Source organism: Myxococcales bacterium (assembly GCA_016703425.1).
Taxonomy (GTDB): Bacteria; Myxococcota_A; Polyangia; order Polyangiales; family Polyangiaceae; genus JADJCA01.
The window spans coordinates 642,388-666,638 of the sequence record JADJCA010000007.1; the positions used below are offsets into that span (position 1 = coordinate 642,388).

The window sequence follows — 24,251 nt, forward strand, 5'->3', positions numbered from 1 at the left end:
GTCAGCCGCCCTCGAAGCGTGGAGGCCTCAAAGAGAGCGCTTCGGCGAGGGCGGCGCGGACCTCCGGCTCGCGTTCGACCTCAAAGCGGTCGCGCAGGAGCGCGCGCGCCGCGTCGATTCGTAGCTCGGCGAAGATCTCCGAAGCCAACCTCCGCACCTCCCAGGCGGGATGGGCGAGGCACGGCGCGACCTTGCCCACGAGCTCCGGCGTGAGACTGCCTGCGAGCTCCGAGAGCGCGAGCGTCACCACGTCACGGTCGCGATGCCCGAGCGCTAGCAGGAGGCCGCGGGTACGGGCCTCACCCGTCGCGAGCGCGAAGATCTCGACGGCCGTGCTCGCGAGCGCCGGCGGCGCGGTGCCGAGGTGCGCCTCGGCGAGCTCAAGGGCCGCGGGCAAGCTGGCGCTCGCGAGCGCACGCAGCGCCGACGAGACGGTCTCCTCGTCGGTGGACGCCACCACAATGCCGCGAAGGATGCTCTCGGCTCCGACCCGACCCAAGGCGCGCACGGCCGCGAGCCGAACCTCTTGTTCTTCGTCGGCCAAGGCCACGGCGATGCGCTCCGGCGCCTCTTCGGCCCCGCTCTCGGCGAGCGCCTCGACGGCGAGGCGACGCGCGCGCGGGTCGGCGCTTCGGAGCGCTCGCTCGCCAAAGGCCATCAGCTCGGCCACCGGGGGTTGTTCCGAACCGCTCCCCACACGCGTCATGGCGGCGACGATGGCGGCACCCGCGGCGGCGTGTTCGGCCGTCGGGTCGAGCGCTGCAAGGAGCGCTCGGGCCGTTGCACGATGGCGCGCCGCGAGCGACGTGAGCGACGACGAGGCGGCCTCCGCGATGCGGCCGTCGCCGTGCGCCGTGAGCGCCACGAGTCGCCCTAGATCTCGTTCGTCGCCGAAGCTTCCGAGCACGTTGGCCGCCGCCGCCACGACCTCGGCAGACGCGTCGGATAGCGTCTCGCGCACCGCGCGGAGCGCTCGAGCGTCGAGCTCTGTTGCGAGGGCCACGATGAGCTCCAAGAGCGTCACCCGCAGCGCCGGCGCCGCGACATCGAGCAACGTTGCAAGCGACAGCGCCACCTCGGGACCGAAGAGCTCAAGCGCCCGCAGGGCTCCCGACGACGGCCCCTCGCCCTCGAGCGCGTGCACGATGCCGGGCACGTCGGTGGGATCACGCGCAGCACCGAGCGCCACGAGGGCGCCCTCGGCGAGCTCCGCTTCGGAGGATTCGGACGCCGTCTTCCGGAGCGCCTCGTGGACCGCCGGAGCGCGGCGAATCATCGCGCCAGCGGCGACGACGAAGGCCGAATCCGGCGTGAGCTCACGCAACCAACCGGCGAGCGCCAGAATCGCCTCGCGCGCCCCGGGCGTTTCCACGACGGCGTTCACGAGGAAGGCAAGCGCCGCCTCATCCTTGGCCTTCGCCGCCGCCGACAACGTTGCGCGCTTCATGAGAGGCCGCTCCGCCAGCGGCAAGAGGCGCGAGCTCGGCAGGTTCGCGTCGAGCCGCACCAACGCGTCGAGCACGGCGTGCGCCAGCGCCAGGTCTTCGGACTCCAAATGCGAAAGGAGTGCCGCTGTCGCGTCTTCCCGGGTGCGCTCCGTGGCGAGGCCGGCGCGCCCCAACGCTTCAGCGGCGGCCAACACCACGTTGGCGTCGGGGTCGGCGAGGGCCTCGATGAGACGCGCGACGCCGCGCGGATCGGGCACGCCAGCGAGAACCTCGACGGCGAGTTTCCGCGCGTCGGCATCGAGCGCGTCGAGCGCCCCGAGCACCGACGAAACGGCGTCGGGACCGATGTTGACGAGGGCCTCGACGGCGGCGTTGCGCAGTCCGATGTTGGTCTTATCGTCGAGGCTCTGCGCCAACCGGACGAGGAGCGACGCGCGGGGTGTTACGCGAACGGAGAGCGCGGACGCCTCCTTGCGCACGCGCCAGTCGCCATCCCCGAGCGCCCGCACGAAGAGCTCGATGGCTTCTTCGCCGCCACGCAGGGCGAGCGCCGCGACGGCGCGGCGCCGCTCCTCCGGCTCCTCGGAGGCGAGCGCCTGCGACAACGCCTCGAGGCTCATGTGACCTTCTCCCGGCCCACCTGGGCGGTGAGCTCCGCGAAACGCATGACGTCGAGCACGAAGACGAGTCGACCGTCGAGCTCGGTGACCCCCGCGAGGCCGCGCACGTCGGCGCCGGTCCCCAAGAGCGGCGGCGGCCGTAGCGCGGCGCCGGCGGTGCCGAAGACCTCCGAAACACGATCGACGACGAGCGCAACTTGTCGTCCACCGACGTCGCACAAGAGCCATTTTCGTCGAAGGAGAGGCGCCGCCGGGAGGCCGAAACGCTGCCGAAGGTCGATGACCGGTACGATGACGCCGCGATAGTCGGCGACCCCCAGGACCGCCGGCGGCGCCTGGGGGAGCGCATCGATGCGGAGCGGCAGCGTGACCTCCCGCACGGCACCGATGGCGACCGCGTAGCTCACGTCGCCGACCACGAAGCCCACGAGGTCACGGCGCGGATCGTGACGCGTGCGAGGCCTCATGCGAGCCCTTCCACGAGCTGTCGGACGTCGAGGAGCACCAGCAGCTCGCCAGCGGCGGGCCGCGCGATGCCCCAGATGTACGGCGGCTGCTCGCCGCCGAGCGCCGCGGCGGGCTCGATCTCCGCCTCCGCGAGCCGATAGACCTGCCGCACCTCGTCAACCAACAGCGCCATCGATTCGCCGTCGTGGGTCGCCAAGAGCAATCGACTCTTGGCTTCGATGGGCGCTGAAGGGAGCCTCAGGCACGACCTCAAGTCAACGACCGTGGAGAGCCGCCCACGCACACTGACGAGGCCGCGCAGGGGCGACGGAGCACGCGGGACCTCCGTCAGCGGTGGCGGCCTCAGAATTTCGGTCACAAGCTCGATGCGCACGGCGTAGGCCTCGCCGGCGAGCTGGAACGCTAGCACCTCGGTCCGGTGACCAAGCTCGACAGCGCGGCGCAACGCGGCGCCTTCGTCGTGGCGTTTCGTGAGGCCGCTCATGGGCGATCCATGCGGGGCAAGAGCGCATGAGCCGCGGGTCCGCGCTCCGCGTCCGACGCGAGCACCTCCTCGATGAGCGCGGCGACGTCGATGACGAGCGCCACGCGCTGATCGCCGAGCTCGGTGGCGCCAGAGAAGCCCGCGACGCGCGCGAGCGACGGCCCCAGCGCCTTGATGACGATCTCCTCTTGCGAAAAGAGCGCATCGACGACGAAGCCCAGCTTCCGGCCGCCCACCTGGCCCACGATGACGAACCCCTTTCGCCGCTCTTTGGGCGCCCTGGCGCTGAAGCCGAAGAGCTGGGCGAGGCGGCAAATGGGGAGCGAACGCCCCCTTTGATTGAGCACCTCGCGACCGTCGATGACGCGAACGGCCTTTTCATCGAAGGCGATGGCCTCCTCGACGTTGGCCAGCGGGACCGCAAAGGAGCGGCCCGCGACCCCGACCATGAGCACGCTGATGATGGCGAGCGTGATCGGCAGCGTAATGGTCATCTTGGTGCCGATGCCCATCTCGCTGGAGATGTCGACGATGCCGCCGAGCTTCGAGATGTTCTTCTTGACGACGTCCATGCCGACGCCGCGACCGGAGAGATCGGTGGCTTGGCTTCGCGTGGTGAAGCCAGGCAAAAAGACGAGCGCCAGCACTTCGCGCGCCGACAAGTCCCTCGCTTGCTCGTCGGTGACGAGGCCGCGCGACACGGCCGCCGTGACGAGCTCCGCGGGGTTCATGCCGCGGCCGTCGTCCTCGATCTCGAGGACGACGTTGTTGCCCTTCTGGAAGGCGTTGAGGACGATGCTTCCCACGGCGGGCTTGCCCACCTTCATGCGCTCGTCGCGAGCCTCGATGCCGTGATCGATGGCGTTGCGGATCATGTGCATGAGCGGATCGCTCAGCTCCTCCACGATGAGTTTGTCGATCTCGGTCTCCGCTCCCGTGACGACGAGGTTCACCTCCTTGTCGTGCTCGCGGGAAATCTGGCGAACCACGCGCGCCAGCTTGTCGAAGGCTTGGCCCAAGGGGACCATGCGAACCTCAAGGATCCCGTTTTGCAGTTGAACGAGGTTGCGCTCGAAGGCGCGGTGCAAGCGATGCAGCTCGGTCCCCGTCTCTCGACCCGCTCCGCCGTGGCGAACGCGATCGACGAGGCGCCCGATGCCCGTCCGAATGATCGCCAGCTCGCCGACGATGTTCATCAGGTGATCGAGCTTGCGAATGTCGACGCGCACGGTCTGCGCCACGGAGCGCAGCGACCGGTCGCGCTCATGCCCTTCGGCAGGGGGCCGCAGCGAGCCGCGCGCACCGACGGCTATCGACGTCGGCGATTCGCCGACAAAGTCGACGGACACCGGAGGCATCGTCTGCGGGCTGCGCCGCCGCACCTCCTCGATCCGCATGTTCGGCGAGGCGAGCGCCGCTTGCAGCGCTTCCAGCGGCGTGCCGCTGGCCATCAAGATCTCAAGCTCGATGGAGTCAGCGTCGCCGGCGGACCCCGTCGGCAGGTACGTGAGGATTTCGCCGTGAGGCCGCGCCCGCGCCTTGAGCTCATCGAGCGCCGTGTCGATGCTGAGGAGCTGAAACACCACCATCAGCCGGTACAGGCCGAGGCCCGCCTGGATGTTCGTGCGAAGGCGATGCTCCTCGTATTCCGTCAGGACGCCGAGCAACGACGGGTCGAGCTCGAACTGCGCCACGGGGCTGGCTGCCACAACTCCTTGCGGACTGCCGCGCAGGGTGCCGAGCGCCGCGAGCAGCGTCTGCACCTCGAGCTCCGGCAACGGCGCCTGGGTCCGGTCCGCCGTGAGGAGGCGAGTGAACAGCTCAACGGCGCGAAAGAGCAGGTCGAGGAGGCGCGCCGACAGCTCGAGGCGACCGAGCCTTAGGTCGTCGAGCACGTCTTCGAGCTCGTGCGACAGCCCGCTCATGAGCGTGGCGCCGAAGAGACCCGAGAGCCCCTTCAGCGTATGGACGCCGCGGAAGACGTCGTTCAGGAGCTCGGCGTCGGCGCGTCCGAGCTTAACCAACTCGTCGATGGCGAGCAGATCGCGGCTCACCGTGTCGATGAGCTCTTGCGCCTCCGAGAAGAACTCCTCGCGAGCCTTGTCCGCGCCGCCTTCGTATCCCGAGCCTCCGGACCCCGACTCGACCATGAGCCGTCCTTATTCGCTCTCGCCCTTGCCACCGGGCCGCGAACCACGAGCCGCGCTGGAACGGGAGCCACTCGGGGTCGGCATCTTGGGCGGATCGGTGAGGAGCTTGCCGCAGACGCTGCGGAGCTGCTCCGGCGAAAATGGCTTGGCGATGTAGGCGTTGGCGCCGAGAGCCAAACCGCGCTCGACGTCCCGCTCGCTGGCGAGCGTCGAGATGATCGCGAGGGGCGTGCCGCGGTGGTGCTCCGACTTGCGAATGAAGTGGATGAGCTCAAGGCCGTTGATGTCGGCCATGTTGATGTCCGTCACAATGAGGTCGTAGCGAGCCCGCGGCAGAAGGCGCATGGCGTCGAAGCCGCTCGACGCCTCAACAACCTCGCAGCCCCCAGCGGCTCCGCGAAGGCCTTGTCTTCGAGGATGGCGCGCACGAGCGCGCGAGCGGACCCGGAATCCTCTACGACGAGCACGCGGCGCACGAACCCGAGTCTACCTTGGAGGCCGAGTCTTGTGGGAGTTCGCGGCCGCCCTCAGGTATAAGAGTCATCCCATGGATCTCCCTCCGGCGGCCACGGCGGCGGCCCTCGTCGTCGGCAACGAGATCCTCTCCGGGAAGATCGAGGAGAAGAACCTCGCGGTCCTGGCGCGGTTCCTGAGGGAGCACGGCGTTGAACTCCTCCGGACGGAGATCGTGCCCGACGAGCTTGGGACCATCGCGGATGCGACGAAACGCCTCGCCGCGACGCACGATTGGGTCTTCACGTCGGGCGGCGTGGGCCCGACGCACGACGATGTGACCATCGAGGCGGTGGCCCGGGCCTTCGGCAAACCGGCTTCCGTCCATCCCGATCTCAAGGCGATGCTCGAGGCTCACTACGGCGACCGACTGACGGAGGCTCACCTCCGAATGGCCCTGGCGCCGGAAGGCGCCATCCTCGAACGCACTGCGGAGGTCGCCTGGCCGGTGCTCCGCCTCGGCAACGTGTGGATGCTCCCAGGGGTGCCGGAGATCTTCCGCGCGAAGGTCTTGGTGCTGGCGGAACGCCTCCCGCGGGGCCAGGCCTACGTGTCGCTCAGCGTGCTGACGCACAAGGACGAGAGCGAAATCAAGGCGCTGCTCGACGACGCGGTCGCCGCGTTTCCCGACGTGTCCATCGGCTCTTACCCGCGTTGGCACCCGCCGGGGGCCGCGGTGGTGGCCGCGAGCGAGGACACTTATCGAACCAAGATCACCTTCGACGGGCGCGTCGAAAGCCGGGTTTTTGCCGCTCGCAACCATTTTCAGGCCCGCCTTACGGGGTTGCCGTAAAAGATGGAATGACGCTGCCCTTGCCAAGGCGTTGCCAGGACTTAGGCGGCATCGGTAGACTTCGAATTCCGACGGGCCCACGAGCTCCCCGTCAGCCGTACGTTTCGTCCCCTCCCGTGTGAAGCTCCCCCGAACCGAGTCCCAATACCGACCCCATGTGGAAGCTGGTCATCGAGGATGACGAAGGAAAGCGGACCGTCGTACCGCTCACGCGGGACGACTACACGCTAGGTCGTCGCGAGGGGAACACGATCCGTCTGACGGAGCGAAACGTCTCACGCGATCACGCGCTCCTTCGCAAGAAGATGAACGGCGCCGGAGCGACCTTCACACTCCACGACTGCTCGAGCTACAACGGCGTCTACGTCAACGGCGTCCGCGTCGTCGAAGGGCAAGACCTTCAGCACGGCGATCTCATCCAGATCGGCGACTACCGGCTCATCCTTCAAGACGACACCGTCACCGACCAGCCGGCGGCCCCGACCTCCACCGAAGACGGGAAGACGACGCTGCCGCTCGGCACGCGCGGCTCGCTCTTGCTCGAGCGCCCGAATCGCTTCGTCATGCTCGCCGGGCCAACGCCGGGCGCCGAGTTCCCGCTGACGCTCGAGCGCATGACCATCGGCCGCGCCGAGGACGCGAGCATCTCGGTCAATCACAACTCGGTGTCGCGCGTGCACTGCGAGATCCACTCGCTCGGCGAGTCGCGCTTCGAGATCGTCGACAAGGGCTCCTCGAACGGCGTGCGGGTCAACGGCGCCGATCTTCGTCGCGGCATCATGGAGGCTGGCGACGTCATCGAGCTCGGCGACGTTCGCTTCAAGTTCGTCGGCGCGGGGCAGGTCTTCGTCCCTGGCGTCAACGAGAGCGCCCAGCTCGAGGCCATCGGCGATCGCGTGGCCAACGCCGCGCTCCGCCAGGGAACGAACCCGAAAGCCATCTGGTTTCTCGTGTTCGCCGTCATGGCGCTCCTGGCCGTCGGCGCCTTCGTGCTCCTGCGTCAACCGCCCGAGGTGGTGCAGCCCCTGCCGCCGGGGCCGCAAGATCAGGAAGCGGGCGCGCTCGCCGAGGCCAAGAAGCTCTGCGCCAGCGCCGACTGCGAGAAGGCCTACGAGCGGCTCCAGCAAGGCATCGCCATCACTTCCCCGCTGCTCGACTCCGACGACTTCAAGATGATCGTCGGCGCGTGGGCCGATCACCGCATGGAGCGGGCGCAGAACGAAGTCGACGCGGCGAAGCGCAAGGCCTTGCTCGAGCCCGTGGCCCGCTCGGCGAGCGTCGACCCGAACCGTAGGCGCAACGCCTCAGACCGGCTCGCGACGGCCGAAGCGCTGCTCGCGGCGCCGCCCCTCACCGTCCCGTCGTCGGCGACGCCCGCGCCGCCGACGCGCGAGACCGGCTCCACGCCATCGCCGGTGACAGCGAAGACGCCCGGCCCAACGGCGCCCAAGCCGCCGCCAGCGCCGGCCGCCGGCGGCAACGTATCGGAGAAGGTTCGCGCGCTCATGCTGGAGGGGCCCGACGGCCTCAAGCAAGCGAAGGAGCTGCTGACGCCTCGTGTCTTCGGCGGCAAGGCGTCGCGGCAAGAGATCGACCTCTTGCGGATCGTCTGCAAGGACATGAAGGATCAGGTCTGCGTGAGCCGCTGCAAAGAGATGCTCGCCGGCCAGCCCTGAGAAGCGCCCGCCAAGACTGGCGCGCGCGCCGGCTCGTGCGGCACCGGCCGGACCTCGCGTGAGGAGAAAGCCCCGGCCTTCGGGGTCTTAGGAGTCGCGCTTCTTCCAGCCGATGAAGCCGAGGACGACGGCGGCAACAACGACGAAGGCGACGATGCCGAGCAAAGGTCCCCACTCGGTCGGCGGCTCGGCTGGCGAAGCGGGCGCGAGGAGCATGGGCGGGACTATAGCCGGAGCGCTCCTCCGAGCCTGAACAAAGGATAGGCGGGTCCCGCGCGACCTCGCGCAAGTGCCTTGAATTTCACGCAGAGCGGGGGCTCAGCGAGTCCCGTGGGCGGGGTGGGTGCCGCCTGACCCCGCGCGGGCGGGTCGCGCTCGACTCCCGGCCCCGAAAGTGACCAGCGCCTTTCCGCGGACTTAGCCTCGAGCGGGGTGCAGGCACGCTCCCTGCTTGAGTCCTCACCATGAGCACGAGAGCCGCAGCCGACACGATGACCTCCACGACGGCGTCCCGCTTCGTCGGTCGCGCCGCACTCGTTCCGCCGGCTTTCGACGGCGCTCTGGGGACCTCGGCGCCGCGCGCGCCCGCCGTTCCCTTCATTCCGGAAGCGCTCGAGTGGGACACGGAAGAGTGGGCCGGCGGCGACGCTCCCCACTCCGGTGTCCGTGAGACGGGCCCCGACAGCATGGTCGCCACGTGGCCCTCTCCCTCGTTCGAAGGCGTCGCCTCGACGATGGCGACGGTCCCCGCAGGGCCCGCCGTGCGCCGCGCTCCGTGAGCGTGTGACGCTTGCGCCGCGCTACGGCACCGGGTCGGGGCGCACGCCCTTGCCAACGGCGCCGGGGCAGCCGAGCTCGACGCCCGTTGGGCCGTCCTTGGTCTTGACGATCTTGAACTCGACGCGGCGATTCTTCTCCCAGGCCGCTTCGTTGTGTCCTTCGTCTTCGGGGCAATACTCGCCGTAGCCCTTGCTGCGGAGCCGCGAGCGATCAACGCCGCGCTGCACGAGCGCCGCCATGACCGAGTTCACGCGGTCCTGCGTGAGCCGCAGGTTGTACTCGTCGCTCGAGCGCTCGTCGGCGTGACCGGCGATCTCCATGAGCACGAACTCGGGGTGGTGCACGATGGTCGTGCCGACGGCGTCGAGGATCGGGTTCGACTCGGGCAGAATCTCCGCCGAGTTCGTCTTGAACTTGATCTTCTGCAGGATGACGATGTTGTTGTCCTGGATGATGACGTTGCCCTTGTCGGGGCAACCGTCTTCGTCCTCGAAGCCGTTGAAGGTCTCCGGCTCGTTGGGGCAGCGGTCGACCTTGTCGAGGATGCCGTCCTTGTCGTTGTCCGGGTCGGGGCAGCCGTCTTCGTCTTGGAAGCCGTCTTTGTCTTCCGGATCGTTCGGGCACGCGTCCTTCTTGTCGGGGATGCCATCCTGATCGTTGTCCGGGTCGGGGCAACCGTCTTCGTCTTGGAAGCCGTCGCGGTCCTCCGGATCGTCGGGGCACTTGTCCTTCGAGTCGAGGATGCCGTCGCCGTCGCGGTCACCGTCGTTGCCCTCGGGGCAGCCGTCTTCGTCTTCGTCGCCGTCGCGATCTTCCGGCTCGTTGGGGCAGCGGTCGTCGACGTCCAAGATGCCGTCGTTGTCGTTGTCGGGGTCGGGGCAGCCGTCTTCGTCTTGGAATCCGTCACGATCTTCCGGATCGTCGGGGCACTTGTCCTCGTCGTCTTTGATGCCGTCGCCGTCGCGGTCGCCAATCGAGGGCTCGAAGACGAAGCCGAGAAACGCGCGAAAATCGGCGGCTTCGAAGCCCGGCGTGTAGCGGGGGCCAGCGCCGAGCATCAAGAAGGAGTTTCGGTCGACGAACACCTTGAGACCGCCGACGACTTCGTTCGACAGCTTCTGCTTGCTGTCGGCGTCGCTGAGCAACATGGTGCCGTAGGTCTCGGCCACGACGTCGAGCGGCTCGAAGACGCGGAAGCTGGCGCTGCCGCCGTAGGTGACGCGGGAGCCGTCCTTGAAGAGGCCTTCCGCGAGGGGAAGCTGCGTGCTCGAGGCCGTGTGACCGCGGTAGCCGGCGTTCAAGCCGACGCGAAAGCGGCCCGTAGCGCCGAAGCGATTCTCGAACATCACTTGCGGCCAGTACCAGAGCGACGGATCGGCGCCGCCGCTCTTGGCGGCGTCGGAGGTGGGCACGCCGACTTGCACGCCGACGGCGAGGCCCGGGCCGTACTCGACGCGTGTAATACGCACCTTTCCGTGGAGGGCGACGCTCGAAATGGTCTGCGGGTTGACGTCCGTCGAGCTCCAGCCGGTCACCGCGGGCTGCGCCGCGGGCGTCTGCTGCGCATCACCGGTCATCAGGATGATGGGCGCGCTCAAACCGATGACGGCTCGATTGAAGAGGCCGTAGTTGAAGTTGAGCGTTCCTTGGAACGAGTGGCTGATGAGGGCCGGCGTCTGCTGGCCGACGTCTTTCGCGCGGAGCAGCGTGTTGCCGTAGTCGAGGATGAGGCCGAGGCTGACGTCGTCTTTGCCGAGGATGTCAGAGCCGTTGGTGGTGAAGAACCCCTTGGAGTCCATCGCTGGACGGAAGAGGTGCGTGTCGAAGCCTTCGCCGTTTCCATCGACCACACCGTTGTCGGCGTCGGCGCGGCTCGAGGCCAGGAGAGGGAGCGCGGCCAGGAGGGTCGCCACCAGCGTTCGGGTCGTTCGGGTGCTCATTGGCAGATCCGTCGAGGGCGGCGCTGGCCCCTGCTCGTTCGTTCGGAACCAGCGAATTGCCCGCGCCGCGCAGTTTGGGGGGACCATATCATCGTTGTCCTACCCTGGGCCGAATCTGTAGCGAACAGCAGGCGCGGCCGGGCCCCGGCCGGGTTGTGCGCCGAGTCACCCGAGCGAGCCAACGAGAAGCTCACCGCCTTGAGTCAGCTCACTGGAATGCACTAGGCTCACGAGCGTTCCCATGCGGCTTCGCGATTCCAGCGTCAGCGCCCTCCTCGCGGTGGCCTTCGCCCTCGTGGCGCGCTCCACCTTGGCGCAAACGCCTGACCTCGCTGGCAAGTGGAAACAAGGGCCTCTTCGCGAGGACTTCACGGTTCAGCAATGGCTCTCCGGCTGCGGTCCGACGCCCACGAGCAGCGCCGCTGGCGGTGGCGAGGTGGTGACCATTCAGAGCGAGGGCGACGAGCTATCCATCGTCGGCGGCGGCCGCGTCTACAAGACCAACCAGTGTTACGACCTCTTGCCGACCATCGCGCGCGACCTGCATTCGCGCGAAGCGTCGGGCCGCTCGTGGCTCACGCGCTGCACCACGCCGCCCAACGACCCTCGCCGCGCGGTCATCAACACCCGCGTCAACGTCGCGAACGAGAACCACTTGGACCTCATCGAGACGGGTCGCTACGAGATCACGCTCAAAGACGGTCGCTGCATCGCCGACGTGAAGCGCTCGCGCAGCTTCGATCGCGTCAAGGATGCGCCCAGCGCCCCTCCCCCCGTCGCGTCGGCGACGGCGACCGCACCAAGCGCTCCCGAGCCGAATCGCTGCAAGTCACCGGGTGAGCCGACGCGGCTCGAAGTGAGGCCTTCACGCAAGCTCCTTCGCTCCGGGGAGAGCTTCACTTTTCGCGCCGACGTCCTCGATGGCGCCGGCTGCCGCACGGCCACGGCGACCACGTGGACCGCGCCGGGCGCGCCGCCGGGCCTCACGCTCGAAGGCGGCACCGTGCGCGCCGGCGCCGAGGTGCCCGAGGGCGCCTACGAGATCGTGGCCTCGGCGGCCGGAAAGAGCGCGCGCGTTCGCCTTGAGGTGGGCTCGGCCGAGAACTTCGAAGCGCTCCTCGTGCAGTCCGGCCTCGGGGCTTCCGGCGAGAGCGCCGAGGCGGTCGTGACGCCGCTCGGGACCGCTTCCTTGGGCGGCTCCGAGGTGCGCATCGAGGCCGGAAAGCGACGGCGAACGCTCTTTATCGGGATCGTCGGCGGGATCGCCGCCGTGCTCGGCGTGCTGGCGGTCGTCGGCGCGCGTCGCTCGCGGCGCGCCAAGAAGCTCGAGCGCGAGGCGAGCCTTCGCCACGAGGTGCGGGTCCGCGAGGTGGAGGGCCGGCGCAAAGAGACGGAGGAAGCGCACCAGGCGGCCCTTCTGGCCCACGAAGAGAGCGTCGAGCGCGCCAAGCGCATCAAGGCGGAGCGCATCGAGGCCTCCAAGAAGGCGTGCCCGGTGTGCCGGCGGGAGTTTGCGGGCGCCACCACCTTTTGCCCCGAGGACGGCGCGAAGCTGGTGCTCGCGTCGGAGGTTGACGCGGCCATCAAGCCCGGCGGCGGCGTCTGCCCGACCTGCCACCGCGCCTTCGAGGCGGGCACCAAGACGTGCCCTGAACACGGGGAGACACTTGTTCCGTACGCCGCGCGAGGCGTCCTCGGCACCTCGCCCTCGATGCCCGCCAAAGGAAAGATTTGCCCCACCTGTGGGGACCGCTTTGAAGGAACCGCCACGTTCTGCGGTAAGGACGGGACGGCGTTGGTGCTTGTGAATTAGGGTGCGCGGGTCCCGTGAACGTGCCCGTGGACGTGCACGAAGTGCTGAGATCACCAGGGGATACGGGGGCACCCCCGTGAACGTGCCGGCGCCCGTGAACGTGCACGAGGCGAGGGATCCCGTGCTGGACGAGCGCGGCCGTCCACGGGCACGGGCACGTTCACGTGTACGGGATGAAGGGCGCCGCCCAAGCCTTTGGGGATTCGCTGGTCCATTCCTTGATCGGATTTGTTGCGCCCCGCTATACTTCCTCTGGATTTCACTCTCTGCCCCGGTCGGCACCTCCTTGAGTGGGAGGCGCAAGGCCGGAGGGTTCTCGCTGCTCTTTCGAGTCGCGCGTGAAGGATGGTTCCGCGATGAAGATTTCGTGCCAGTCTTGTCAGGCCAATACACGATCGCGGACGAGAAGGTCGTCGGCAAGGTCGTCAAGATCCGCTGCAAGAAGTGCGGCGCGACCATCGTGGTCAACGGCAATGAGTCGGACGCGGCCAGCGGCGGCGTCGCGGACTACACAGCGAGCAGCGACGATCAATGGACCGTCAACGTGGCCGAGGGCGACCAGCGCTCCATGACGCTCCAGGAGATCGTCCAGGAGTACAAGAACAGCGTCGTGGGCGACGACACGTACTGCTGGAAAGACGGCATGAACGACTGGCTGCCGCTCCGCGAGATTGAGCAGCTGTACTCCGCATGCACCCTCGGGCCGGCGCCGGCGCTCCAGACGAGCGCTGAAGGCTTCACGCCGCTTAGTCTGGCGGCCCAGCCCCCAGCGGCAGCAGCGGAAGAGAGCGGCGGCGGCTTTGGTCTCTTTGGCGGCGGCGGAAACGGCGGCGCCGAGCACACCGACGTGAACGGCTCCAACGCGCTCTTCTCGGCCTCAAGCGCCCAAAGCGCGAGCGCGGCCAACGCGGCGGCGCGGCGCGCGGGTGGCCGTCAGACCGGCAACGCGGACCTTTTTGGTGGCGCCGCGCAAGCCGGCAGCGAGAGCGAAGTCATGACGAGCGCCGCCGGCGGCGACGCGAGCAAGATGACCGGCGCGCGCAACGAGAACAGCGTCCTCTTCTCGCTCTCCGCGCTGACCACCGACTCCCCACAAGGCGGCGGCGGCCCGCCGAAGCCCGCCGACTCGGGCGCTCAGGCCGACGGCTCGGGCCTCATCGACATCCGCGCCCTCGCGTCATCGATGGGGGTCGACGACGGAAAGCGGAACAACAAGGTCGACGACATCATGAACCTGTCGGGAGGCGGCGCCTTCAGCGCGGCCCTCGCGGCGCCGGTCCTCGCGCCTCCCTCCGCCGATCTCTCGTCGATGAGCGTTCATCCCGGCGAGAAGAAGAGCAACAAGACCATGATCATGGTCTTCGGCGTCGCCGGCATTCTCGGCGTCTTCGGCCTCGCCGCCGCCGTCATCCTGTCGGGCGGCAAGAAGGACGAGAAAGATCCCATCGCGAAGACCGACTCCACGGAGAAGGCGCCCGATAAGCCCGCCGAGACCGCGAAGCCGGCCGAGACGGCGGCCGCTCCGACCACGACCTCCACGACGCAAGCGACGCCGCCTTCGACGGGCGCCGTTGCCGTCGGCGACAAGCCGCCCGCGGGCAAGGTCGCCGGCAACCCGAAGCCCTCGCTGGGCGGCTCGCCGACCCCCGAGGAGAAGCCGGCCGCGGCGCCGACGCCGGTGCCTGCGGCTCCGAGCAAGCCGAAGAGCATCCAAGAGGCCATGCAGGAGGCCGCCGGCACAAAGAAGACGGAAGAGAAGCCTGCGGCTGCAGGTGGCGGCACGGCTCCCTTCGACAAGGGCGCCGCCTCGGCGTCGCTCGGCGGCGTCGCCGGCAGCCTGGGCTCCTGCAAGAAGCCCGACGGCCCGACGGGGCCCGGCAAGGTCAAGGTCACCTTCGAGCCGAACGGCAGCGTGAGCAAGGTCGAGTTCGCCGAAGGCTCCTTCGCGGGAACGCCCGTCGGTGGCTGCATCCTCGGCAAGTTCCGCGGCGCGCGCATTCCGGCGTTCGCGGGCTCGTCCATCACCGCCGGCAAGAGCTTCAGCCTGTAACGCGCGGGCGAGCCTCTACCGATCGGCATGGGGCTCCTCGGCGCATTTTTCGGCATCGTCGCGGGCTTCCTCTTGGGCGTCCGTGTCGGCGTCGCGCTCGCGCGGCGCAAGCAAGCGCGCAAAGCCTAGGGACGTGAGTCATTGAGCCACGGGCGCTCGAGCTGCCTCCGCCAAAGCGGTTGCTCAGCGACCCTCGTCGTCGCTGCGACGTGGTTGCTCGCGTGCAGCGCAACGACGCCGCCGGTCCCGGTGGACGCTCGAAGCCCGTCGCCGCCGCGGTCGCCGCAAGCCGCAGCGGCTCCGGCAACGACGGTCGCTGCCGACACGCGTGCGCCGTCGCCGGACGAGCCTGGCCTCACCGACGACGGCGACGCCTACCGCAGCTGCGGGCGGCGCGACGCCCGCCTCGAGGGTGTCGCGAGGGGCCTGGCCGAGGCGAGACTTCGCGGCGAGCTCGATCTGTCGCGAACCAGCGAGCGGATGCGCCTCGCGGGCGTGCCGCACGCGTGGCCGCGGGTCTGGCTCGTGCGAGGCCGAGGTCTCTCGTGGGCCAAAGTCAAAGCGCCCTTGGAGGCGTTCCGAGGCGAAACCAAGGGCGATGGCGTCCGCCTGTGCGGCCTCGCCCTCGTGGCCGGGCGGGGCCAGGACGACGTTGCCGTCGCCGTCACGACGTTCGCACTCGTGCATCTTACACCCATTCCGACGACGTCACGTACCGGCGCTTGGCTCACGATCGACGCGACGCTGCTGGCGCCAACGCGGGACGTGCGCGTCATTCTCGTGGGGCCCGATGAGGTGCCTCAAGCCGTGCCCGTGAACTCGTCGAGCGAACACTTGCGCGCGCGCTTCGCCCTAAGGCAGCCGGGGCGCTTCGTGGCGCAGATCGTCGGCGACGTAGGAGGCGGGCCACGCCCGCTGGCGGAGGCCCTGATCTTCGCGGACGTTGCGCCTTTTGAGCTCGTGCACCGGGCGCCGGGCGAAGATGAGCTCGCGGGCAGCGGCGACGCGAACGAGCTCTTTCGGCTGGTTTCGGGGCTTCGGCGCGAGCTCGGACTGGGCTCGTTCACGCGTGATCGGCAGCTCGACGCCGTCGCCGAGGCGCACCTCCGGCGCATGCGCGCACGGGACCGCGTGGCCCACGACGTAGGGGATGGCGATCCCAAGGAGCGCTTGGAGCAAGCGGGCGTCGTGACCGAGAAGGCCGGCGAGAACGTGGCCCGAGCGGAGACGGTCCTCGGCGTCCACCGTGCTCTCTATGCGAGTCCGTCTCATCGGCAGAACCTCGTCGACGCAGCGTTCACTCGCCTTGGCGTCGCCGTGTCGAAGGCCCCCGACGGGAGCGTTTGGGCCGTGCAGCTCTTCGCTCGGTAGTCGTTCCGGGAGTCGGCGGCGTTTGCGGGATGCGGCCCCCCGCGACTGCGCTCCCGTCGGGGACGCATGACCGGATCACGGCGCGTTCGATCCACGCGGCGCCGGTCATCTGCGGCGGCGGCCCCGACCGCTGGACGACATTCTGACCACTTCCACACCGGCACGGCTCCTGCTCAACCCCTGTCATCGCCGCTTGGTGGCCCGCGCTTCTGCTTCCCGTACTCGCCTCAAGAACCTCCGCTCCGCTTCACGGCTCCGTTTTTTGCCGCTCCCTCTTAGGTCCGCTTCGCCTCCGCTTCGCCTCCGCTTCGCCTCCGCTTCGCCTTCGCTTCGCCTCCGCTTCGCCTCCACTTTCCTCCGCTTCGCCTCCGCTTCGCGTTCGCTCGCTCTGCGCTCGGCGTCGCCTGCGCGTCTTCCTCCCCGCTTTCCCGCCCCGCCCTGCGCTTATTTCACTCCGCGCTCTGTACGGCCCGCGGCGCTTCTGACCAAGACGCCGCGGGCGCTTCATTCGCGCGACGTGTTGCCCCTCCGGCGCTGCCGACAGCGTCCGCGTCAGAAGACGCGCTGCACGACGACGTTGTCGACACGGTACCGGAGCCGGCCAGGCGCCAAGAGCGACGCGCCCATCGTGATGAGGACGGGTAGTCGTCCGATGTTGGCGACCTCGTCGGCCAGGGCTACGCACTTGGTGCTGCTGAAGGTCGCGTCGGAGCCGGCAACGGCGACGGCGACGGCCGCGGGGCACTGGGGGTCGGCGCCGAAGACCTCTCGGGCGCGGCGCCGAACGGCGGACGCCTCACCGACCAAGATCGTCGCTCGGGTCCACGTGAAGCGGCCGACCTCTTGAAGCGAGACGGCGGCGATGCGGCCGTAGGTCAGCTCAGGGCCCCCGACTGCGACCTCGCGATCCTTGCCGATGGCGAGCGCGAGCGACTGAGGCGTCACGATGAGAAACGCACCGGTAGGCTCGCCACCGACCACGGTGCCAACCCCGGCGACGGCCGTCTGGTATTCGCCCTCGAGATCGTAGTCCGGGTTGCCCCCTTCGTAGGGGCCAGCGTCACGCAGGGGGCCCGTCGAGACGAGCTCCGTCACCCAAAGATCGAAGGCGAGCTCGACGGCTTTGACATCGGGGATGACGACCCTCGAAATGAGCAACGCCTGGGCGCGACCGTCGGGGTCCAGCATGTCAGCCTGGGCGACAAGCGCGTTGGGCGGAGACGGAGCCGCGTCGAGCGGCGCGACGGTGAGGCCCGCCTCACCGATGACCGTGTAGGGCTGCGCCGGCGGAAAGCCCTTCCACCGCGCGAAGGCGGGAGCGTTGGGCTCGTCAAAGTCGTCGCAGAACGACGCGTCGACGCGCGCGCAATACGACGCCCCGCCAGAATCGACGGATCCGTCGACGGGCGGCGACGTCGACGCATCGGCCGCGGGCCGACCGGGCCGGTCGTCCAAGCCGATGAGAAGGCCACACGCGGGCGTCACGACGAGCGCTGTCATGGCGAGCATCCGCCCGAGCGGCCGCTTGATGACCTGCGCCAGCACGCCGGCATTGTGCGGCGCCGCGCGCAAAAGTGCTACGGCGCCTTGAGTACGATGGGGAGCCGCCGCCGACCGCTCGCTCACTTCTTGATGGCGTTGGCGTCTTCTTGCTCGGTGATCTTGAACTCGACGCGTCGGTTGGCCGCGCGGCCCTTGTCGGTCTTGTTGTCCTCGATGGGCTTGGTCTCGCCGAAGCCCTGCGCCGACAACCGGGCCTGATCGACGCCCGCTTGCGCGAGGTATTTCACCACCGACTCGGAGCGCGACTGCGACAACTTGAGGTTCATGTTGTCGTCGCCGCGGTCGTCGGTGTGCCCCTCGACCTGCATCTTCTTGATGGAGGCGTTGGCCTTCAAGAGACTCGCGATCTCCTGAAGCATGGGGAAGCTGTCGGGCAGAATCGTGGCCGAGCCGGTCTGGAAGTGGACCTGCTGCAGAATCTCGACCCCACCGCCATCGAGCTTGATGAATTGCGGACAGCCGTTGCGCTTCGGATCCTTCGACGGCTGACCCGGCTCCTTCGGGCACGCGTCGGTCGCGTCGGGAACGCCGTCCTTGTCGAAGTCGTCCTCGGGGCAACCGTCGCCGTCCTCGATGCCGTCCTTGTCCTCAGGCTGGTCGGGGCACTTGTCGTATTGGTCGGGGATGCCGTCGCCGTCGCGATCGGGCGGCATGGGGCAACCGTCGTTGGGATCGCTCCCCTCGTGATCCTCCGGCTCGCTCGGGCACGCGTCGATGTCGTCCGGGATGCCGTCCTTGTCGCTGTCGGCGCTCTTCTCGGAGCGCCACTTGGCGCGGAGCGCGTTCTTCTGCCCGGGCCCTTTGACGTCGACGTCGAAGAGCGTGGTGTACACGCCGAAAAGTCCGAGGATCCGGAGGTCGGGGGCGCCGTAGCCGTTGCTGATGAGCGTGCCCGCAGAGGCGCCGGCCCAGAAGCGCTCTTCGGGGCCGAAACGCATGCGCCCCTCGGCGTTCCACTCGAGCGGTGTGTTGCGCTTCTTGAACGTCGTTTCGCCGATGATGGCGTCGCTCTCGATGCCCGTCTGCCCGAAGAGCGACGCGCCGATGCGGTAGCGGCCCGCCTTGAACGGGATGAAACCGCCCACGGCCCAGCGCCATTCGTTGCCGACGCCAAGGCCGTTTTCGTTGTTCGGGTCGTTGATCGAGTTGCGGGGACGGAAGTGGAAGCCCGTGTTTCCTGTGACGACGATCCAGTTGAGGTCGTACTCGGCGTCGATCATCAGCATGCCGCTGGTGGAGCCGTCGCCGCCGAAGTTTGAGTTGGAGCCGCTCGGTGGGAGCAGCGCGAGGCGCGCCCCGACGGCGCCCTTCTCGCTCGCGGTGCGAGCCAAGACGGCGCGGAAATCGAGCCGCATGTCGTTCAGGTGCCCGCCATCGGCGATGACGCGCGTCGCCGAGGGGCTACCGAAGACGGTGCCCACGTAATTGGGGTTCTGACCGCCCTGGACGATGGTCACCGGCAGCGACGCCGAGACGACGAAGCGGTTCAAGAACTCGAGCCCGATGGTCGCGTAGGTCGTCAGCTGGTAGTTGACGACGCCGGTCTCGGAGACGGCCAACGTCGAGCGATCGCGGGTGATGTTGCTCGCCTTGAGGGGGTTCTTGGAATACCCGAGGGCGAGCTGCGCGAAGGCCGTGGGCTTCGGCTGCGTGACAGGGCGGAACATGACGACGCCGTCGTCGGGTGCGCCGGGCACCTGGAGCCGGTCGAGGTGAAATGTCGGCTGTTGGGCCCCCGCCCGCTCGGAAGCGAGCAGCGTAGCCAGGAATGCCGCCGGTACGAGACCGGCGCGAACGCACGAAAAGCGCAAGCGACCCATGTTCGAGCGGCGCCACGTTACACAATCCTGAGGGGGGGCGGCGAAAAACCGGGACCGGCGAGCCAGCGAAGCGATAGGGAGCCGAGTCTGCAGTCGACGCTTGACGGGAGGAGGGCCGGGTGCTTGTATTCGCGCCCCCTTCGAGGCGCCCCGCGCGCCCCAGCTCCTGAGAGCTCCTGAGCCATGAAACGCACCTATCAACCTCACAATCTTCGCCGGCTCCGCACCCACGGGTTCCGCGCTCGTATGGAAACCCGCGGCGGCCAGAAGGTCCTCGCCAATCGCCGCCGCAAGGGTCGGCTTCGCCTGACGGTCAGCACTTACAAGAAGTGACCGGGCGCCGCGAGAGCGCGCTCGGCTTCGGCCGCGAGCGGCGCGTGCGGCGAAAGAGCGAATTCGACGCGACCTTCCAACAAGGTCGACGCGTGACGTTGCCTCATTTCGTACTCGTATTTTCGGCTCGCCCCGAAGATGCCTCGAGTCGCGCCTCGCGCCTCGGGTTGGTGGTGTCCCGAAAGGCCGGCAACGCGGTGGTGCGCAATCGCATCAAGCGGCTCTGCCGTGAGGCCTTTCGTCAGGCCGGCGACGAGTTGCCGGCGGCCGTCGATTTCTTGATCATTCCCCGCCCCGGCGCCGCGACGCTCGCCGCGCATGAGGTCGCCACAGAGCTTCGCTCCGGCGTTCTGCGTGCGAAAAAGCTCCTGGCCAAAGGCCCGCCGCTGTCGCATGTTCCGGGCGCGTTGGCGCCTCCCAAAGGGCGCCGCGAGACCCCGTCATGATCGCCCGCCTGCTCCTCGTCCTGATTCGCGGCTACCAGCTCGCGATCTCGCCGCTCCTACCGCCGGCGTGTCGCTTCGAGCCGTCGTGCTCTCGTTACGCGGCCGGCTGCGTCGCGAAACACGGCGCAGCCCGCGGCGCCTTGCTTTCGCTGCTGCGCGTGTGTAAGTGCCACCCGCTGCATCGGGGCGGCTATGACCCGGTGCCCGCCACCTTCCGGTGGCGGTCCCGAACCGACGCAGCAACGCCGCCCTCCACCGAACCGACCGTCTGACCGACGCCCCGCGACCGAGCCCGTTCTTCGCCCATGGATCGCAACACCATTCTGCGCTGGGTCGTCATCGCCTCCGGCGTCCTGCTTTTCTATCACTTCCTTTGGCCCAAATTTTCTGGCCAGTCGGAAGGCAAACACCAGCCGATCCCCGTCGAGCAATACGTCGACGCGCCAGGCTTTCCGCCGGACGTCCTGGACACGCCGGGACCGGGCCGCGACCGCTCCACGACGCCACCGGAAGGTGAGCTCTGCACCATCAAGGGGACGCGCTTCGTCGCCGAGCTCTCCGCACGCGGCGCCGGTGTGAAGCACTTCAGGCTCCAGGATCGCTACGCCAACACCGAGGCCGCCGACATGTCGACGACCCCGGATCACGAGCGCTGGCGTTCGCTGCGGACGTTGTTCCGCGCCGAGGGCGCAAACGATCAACTCAAGTTCGATCGCTTCCCCTGGAAGGTCGAGTCGCTCGACGGCAAGGCGTGCCGCTTCACGTACACCGACGAGACCCTCGTTCAGATCACCAAGACGGTCACCGCGAGCGCGCGGCCCTTCGAGCTCGACGTCGAGACCACGATCCAGAACCTCGCCGACGCGCCCAAGCGTCACCGCTTCTCCATCGAGACCTTCGCCTTCCGGCGAAACAAGGAGATCGCCGGGCACCTCGGCTCCGTCTCGCCGTTCATCACGGAAGTGGCGTGCGCGACCTCAAAAGAGGTCACGCGGCACAACAAGGACGACTTCAAAGAGGGCTGGCTCAACGTCCCCGGCACCGATCGCTTCGCCGCGGTGACCGACTACTACTTCGGCAAGGCCCTCGTCCCCGTCGGCGGCGCCGCCGAGTGCGGCATCCTAGCCGAAGACTGGTACGCGGCGGGACAGGCTCGCGACCACGAGGAAGCCGGCGCCGTTTACCACGCACGGCTCGCCTACGCGGCGCAGGAGCTCGCACCCAAGGCTGTAGCGACGTATCGGCAAGCCGCGTTCTTCGGCCCTAAGGAGCGCGAGGTGCTCACGCACGCCGCAGGACAAGCCAAGGGCCTCGGCGACCTCATCAACCTCGGCTTCTTCGCCGGTGGCGAAGGTTCTCGTCGGCATTCTGCAGTTCTTCCACGACCACGTGACGCTCCAGAACTGGGGCCTCGCGATCATCCTGATGACGGTGTGCCTCCGCACCGCGCTCTTCCCGCTCTCGGTGAAGCAGATCAGGACGAGCTTCGCGATGCGTCGCCTCAAGCCCGAGGTCGACGCGCTCAACGTGAAGTTTGCCGACGATCCGCAGGCCAAAAACATGGCCATGATGGAGCTCTGGCGGAAACACGGCGTGAACCCCCTCGGCGGCTGCTTGCCGCAGATGGCGCAAATGCCCGTGTGGTTCGCGATGTACACGACGCTCCAGACGGCCGTCGAGATGTACCACACGAAGTTTTTGTGGTTCCAAGACCTGTCGGCGCCAGACCGCTTCTTCGTCTTGCCGGTCATCTTGGGCGCGCTCATGATCCTCCAGCAACGGCTCGTGCCGATGCAGGGCATGGACCCGATGCAACAGAAAATGATGACCTACCTGATGCCAGCGGTCTTCATGATCATGATGCTGTTTCTGCCGGCAGCCCTTGGCGTATACATGATGACCAACAGCGTGCTCGGCATCGTCCAGCAGCTGGTGGTCGAGCGCTTCGCTCCCAAATCAGGCTCGGCACCGCCGGGCGAAATTGGGGTGAAGCCGCTCGGCAAGGACAAGGGCCAAAAGCCCGGGTCCTCTCTCGGAAAGGAAAAGGCGAGTGTCTGACGTCACCGACACGACCACGGTCAGCGATTCTCCCAATGCCCCGGCGGGCACATCGATCGATGGACAAACGGACCGAGCGCTCGCGTTCGTTCGCACGCTCCTCGAGAAGATGGACATGAACGCCGAGGTCGTCGTCGCCCCCGACGATGGCGAAGGCGAAGGCGAGGAGATCCGCCTCGAGATCGAAGGGCCCGACGCAGGCCGCATCATCGGCAAGCGCGGCTCGGTCCTCGAAGCCATCCAGTACCTCACGATGCGCGTCGTGCAGCGGCTCGGCGAACCGCGTCGCCACATCTCCGTCGACGCGGAAGGCTACCGGGCGCGCCACGAAGAACAGCTCTCGGCCATGGCCAAGAAGCTCGCCGAGCGCGTCGCCGCGGAAGGCAAGGTCATCACCTTCGATCCGATGTCGCCGCGCGATCGACGCGTCGTGCACATGGCCGTCAAGGACATGCCCGGCGTCCGCACGGAGTCGAGCGGCGAAGGCTCGGACCGGCGCGTGCAACTCATCCCCACGTCCCCCCGAGCTGCCAGCGCCGCGCCCGCGGCCGGTGCAGCTCCTGCCCCGCCCGCGCGACCCTCGGGCGGCGGCGGACGCGGTCCCGGCGGTGGCGGTGGTCGGCCCGGCGGTGGCGGCGGGCGTGGTCCTGGCGGCCCGCGCAAGCCGCGCGAACCGCGCAGCTGAGCGTCAAGGCCCATGCGGAAGTTATGGCTCGTCCCGACGCTCATGGCGTGGGCCCTCGTGCCGACGGCCTCCGCTTCGTGCAGCGACGACGAGGGGGACGACCCGACCCTCGCGTCGAACGACGCTGCGAGCGACGTCTCCGCAGACGCGGATCCTTGCAGCACGTACACGCACGTTGGCGAGGCGTGTCGCGTCGCGCCGACGCTGCGCTGCTTTCCGCAGTGCGCCACCGGCGGGTGCTTCTGCGCCGGTGGCCTGTGGCAGTGCCGCACGGACTTCTCTTGCGAGCCCGAGACGGGACCGCTCGTCGACACGGGAGCACCACCGCCACCTGACGCGACGGATGACGCGACGGATGACGCGACGGCACCGGACGACGCCGGCGACGCCTCCGCGCTCGACGCGACGCCAGACGCGGCGCCGATCGATGCACAGGCGGATTCAGCGAACGACGCGGAGAGCGACGCGTCGACCGACGCGCCCGCGGATGCGAGCGACGCGGGCTGAGTTCGCGCCTGAGTTCCTCGTCTGACGCGATCGCGTGGCGCCAGCGGCCTGAATCGACGTCGTCTGCCCGCCGGCCGCGACGGTGGCACAAGGCGGCACGGGGCCCGCACCGCAAGAGATGAGAATTCCTCGAGTTGGCGGCGGCATCATCCGTGCTTAGGCAGACGAGCCACGCCACCGCGGCCAAAGGATCCCATGACGCTCGTCCCCTGCGCTCAATGCCTCCGTCACATCAAAGTCGACGACCACGCCTGCCCGTTTTGCGCGGCCGCCACGCCGCGCGTCGCGCCGCGCACGCTGCCGACGCGCAGGCTCGACCGATGGGCCACGTTCACCTTCGCGGCGGCCGTGTCCGTGGCCGCCTGCGGTGACGTCGCCGATGACGGAACGAACAAGGACGACGGCGGGACCTTGCTCACGGAGGCCGGCGCTGATGCTGGCCCCAAGGACGGTGGAGGGCTTCAATCGGCCTACGGTCTGCCGCCGCCCGACGGAGGTCGCGACGCCGCCCGCGACACGGGCCCCAAAGACGATGGCGGCCTGCAGGCCGCGTACGGACTTCCGCCCGACGGGGGCAACGTTCAGCCGCCGTACGGCTTGCCGCCCATGGACGCGGGCATCTTCCCCGCGTACGGCTTGCCGGTCTTCGACGGCGGCAACGACTGATCCTCGAAAAGCGATCGCCTGAGCGCCGCCCGTTGCGCCAAGTTTGCGCGGCGCCTTTCTACAACGT

The 24,251-nt window shown here is 68.6% G+C and carries 20 protein-coding genes and 2 pseudogenes; 14 read left to right on the forward strand and 8 right to left on the reverse strand.

Annotated elements, in window-relative coordinates; genetic code table 11:
- Position 1 precedes the first annotated feature (1 nt).
- From IPG50_14715 to IPG50_14735, 5 genes and pseudogenes are all read right to left on the reverse strand, one after another.
- Entirely contained in the window at positions 2-2,068 is a 2,067-nt protein-coding gene (locus tag IPG50_14715; protein ID MBK6693441.1) for a HEAT repeat domain-containing protein, read from the reverse strand.
- Positions 2,065-2,535, reverse strand: coding sequence for a purine-binding chemotaxis protein CheW (locus IPG50_14720; protein MBK6693442.1), 471 nt, complete (start codon positions 2,533-2,535; stop codon positions 2,065-2,067). The genes IPG50_14715 and IPG50_14720 overlap by 4 nt, the downstream gene beginning before the upstream one ends.
- Entirely contained in the window at positions 2,532-3,020 is a 489-nt protein-coding gene (locus IPG50_14725; protein MBK6693443.1) for a chemotaxis protein CheW, read from the reverse strand. Before IPG50_14725 ends, IPG50_14720 begins: the two co-directional genes overlap by 4 nt.
- The gene (locus IPG50_14730) at positions 3,017-5,170 is read right to left on the reverse strand and encodes a chemotaxis protein CheA (protein ID MBK6693444.1); all 2,154 of its coding nucleotides are present in this window, start codon (positions 5,168-5,170) and stop codon (positions 3,017-3,019) included. The genes IPG50_14725 and IPG50_14730 overlap by 4 nt, the downstream gene beginning before the upstream one ends.
- A gap of 9 nt (positions 5,171-5,179) precedes the next feature.
- Positions 5,180-5,646 (reverse strand): annotated as a pseudogene (locus IPG50_14735) (response regulator).
- A 71-nt stretch (positions 5,647-5,717) separates the two neighbouring features.
- Here IPG50_14735 and IPG50_14740 point away from each other — a divergent pair.
- The 3 genes from IPG50_14740 to IPG50_14750 all read left to right on the forward strand — a co-directional run bounded on the left by IPG50_14740 (position 5,718) and on the right by IPG50_14750 (position 8,931).
- On the forward strand, positions 5,718-6,476 hold the full coding sequence (locus tag IPG50_14740) for a competence/damage-inducible protein A (GenBank protein MBK6693445.1): 759 nt from the start codon (positions 5,718-5,720) through the stop codon (positions 6,474-6,476).
- A gap of 155 nt (positions 6,477-6,631) precedes the next feature.
- Entirely contained in the window at positions 6,632-8,152 is a 1,521-nt protein-coding gene (locus IPG50_14745; GenBank protein ID MBK6693446.1) for an FHA domain-containing protein, read from the forward strand.
- Positions 8,153-8,616: 464 nt separating this feature from the next.
- Positions 8,617-8,931 (forward strand): hypothetical protein, encoded by a 315-nt coding sequence (locus IPG50_14750; protein ID MBK6693447.1) that lies wholly within the window; start codon positions 8,617-8,619, stop codon positions 8,929-8,931.
- Between the two features lie 21 nt (positions 8,932-8,952).
- Here IPG50_14750 and IPG50_14755 read toward each other — a convergent pair whose 3' ends face one another.
- Positions 8,953-10,872, reverse strand: coding sequence for an OmpA family protein (locus tag IPG50_14755; GenBank protein ID MBK6693448.1), 1,920 nt, complete (start codon positions 10,870-10,872; stop codon positions 8,953-8,955).
- A gap of 241 nt (positions 10,873-11,113) precedes the next feature.
- Here IPG50_14755 and IPG50_14760 point away from each other — a divergent pair, with 241 nt between their 5' ends.
- The 3 genes from IPG50_14760 to IPG50_14770 all read left to right on the forward strand — a co-directional run bounded on the left by IPG50_14760 (position 11,114) and on the right by IPG50_14770 (position 16,106).
- Positions 11,114-12,685 (forward strand): hypothetical protein, encoded by a 1,572-nt coding sequence (locus IPG50_14760; protein MBK6693449.1) that lies wholly within the window; start codon positions 11,114-11,116, stop codon positions 12,683-12,685.
- 367 nt (positions 12,686-13,052) lie between these two features.
- Complete coding sequence (locus IPG50_14765) at positions 13,053-14,735, forward strand: DUF4339 domain-containing protein (GenBank protein MBK6693450.1); 1,683 nt, start codon at positions 13,053-13,055, stop codon at positions 14,733-14,735.
- 141 nt (positions 14,736-14,876) lie between these two features.
- Complete coding sequence (locus tag IPG50_14770) at positions 14,877-16,106, forward strand: CAP domain-containing protein (GenBank protein MBK6693451.1); 1,230 nt, start codon at positions 14,877-14,879, stop codon at positions 16,104-16,106.
- Positions 16,107-16,658: 552 nt separating this feature from the next.
- Here IPG50_14770 and IPG50_14775 read toward each other — a convergent pair.
- Both IPG50_14775 and IPG50_14780 read right to left on the reverse strand, forming a co-directional pair.
- Positions 16,659-17,651, reverse strand: coding sequence for a hypothetical protein (locus IPG50_14775; GenBank protein ID MBK6693452.1), 993 nt, complete (start codon positions 17,649-17,651; stop codon positions 16,659-16,661).
- Positions 17,652-17,728: 77 nt separating this feature from the next.
- Positions 17,729-19,489 carry an OmpA family protein gene (locus tag IPG50_14780; GenBank protein ID MBK6693453.1) on the reverse strand — a complete coding sequence of 587 codons (1,761 nt, stop codon included), beginning with the start codon at positions 19,487-19,489 and terminating at the stop codon, positions 17,729-17,731.
- 183 nt (positions 19,490-19,672) lie between these two features.
- Here IPG50_14780 and rpmH point away from each other — a divergent pair, with 183 nt between their 5' ends.
- The 8 genes and pseudogenes from rpmH to IPG50_14820 all read left to right on the forward strand — a co-directional run bounded on the left by rpmH (position 19,673) and on the right by IPG50_14820 (position 24,184).
- The gene (rpmH, locus tag IPG50_14785; protein MBK6693454.1) at positions 19,673-19,822 is read left to right on the forward strand and encodes a 50S ribosomal protein L34; all 150 of its coding nucleotides are present in this window, start codon (positions 19,673-19,675) and stop codon (positions 19,820-19,822) included.
- Positions 19,819-20,268, forward strand: coding sequence for a ribonuclease P protein component (rnpA, locus tag IPG50_14790; GenBank protein ID MBK6693455.1), 450 nt, complete (start codon positions 19,819-19,821; stop codon positions 20,266-20,268). Before rpmH ends, rnpA begins: the two co-directional genes overlap by 4 nt.
- Positions 20,265-20,540 carry a membrane protein insertion efficiency factor YidD gene (gene yidD / locus IPG50_14795; protein ID MBK6693456.1) on the forward strand — a complete coding sequence of 92 codons (276 nt, stop codon included), beginning with the start codon at positions 20,265-20,267 and terminating at the stop codon, positions 20,538-20,540. The genes rnpA and yidD overlap by 4 nt, the downstream gene beginning before the upstream one ends.
- Before the next feature lie 33 nt (positions 20,541-20,573).
- A pseudogene (gene yidC / locus IPG50_14800) lies at positions 20,574-21,608 on the forward strand (membrane protein insertase YidC).
- A gap of 4 nt (positions 21,609-21,612) precedes the next feature.
- Positions 21,613-22,326, forward strand: coding sequence for a membrane protein insertase YidC (locus IPG50_14805; GenBank protein MBK6693457.1), 714 nt, complete (start codon positions 21,613-21,615; stop codon positions 22,324-22,326).
- Positions 22,319-23,011, forward strand: coding sequence for a KH domain-containing protein (locus IPG50_14810; protein MBK6693458.1), 693 nt, complete (start codon positions 22,319-22,321; stop codon positions 23,009-23,011). The genes IPG50_14805 and IPG50_14810 overlap by 8 nt, the downstream gene beginning before the upstream one ends.
- A gap of 12 nt (positions 23,012-23,023) precedes the next feature.
- On the forward strand, positions 23,024-23,518 hold the full coding sequence (locus IPG50_14815; GenBank protein ID MBK6693459.1) for a hypothetical protein: 495 nt from the start codon (positions 23,024-23,026) through the stop codon (positions 23,516-23,518).
- A 195-nt stretch (positions 23,519-23,713) separates the two neighbouring features.
- Positions 23,714-24,184 carry a hypothetical protein gene (locus tag IPG50_14820; protein ID MBK6693460.1) on the forward strand — a complete coding sequence of 157 codons (471 nt, stop codon included), beginning with the start codon at positions 23,714-23,716 and terminating at the stop codon, positions 24,182-24,184.
- The last annotated feature ends 67 nt before the right edge of the window (positions 24,185-24,251 follow it).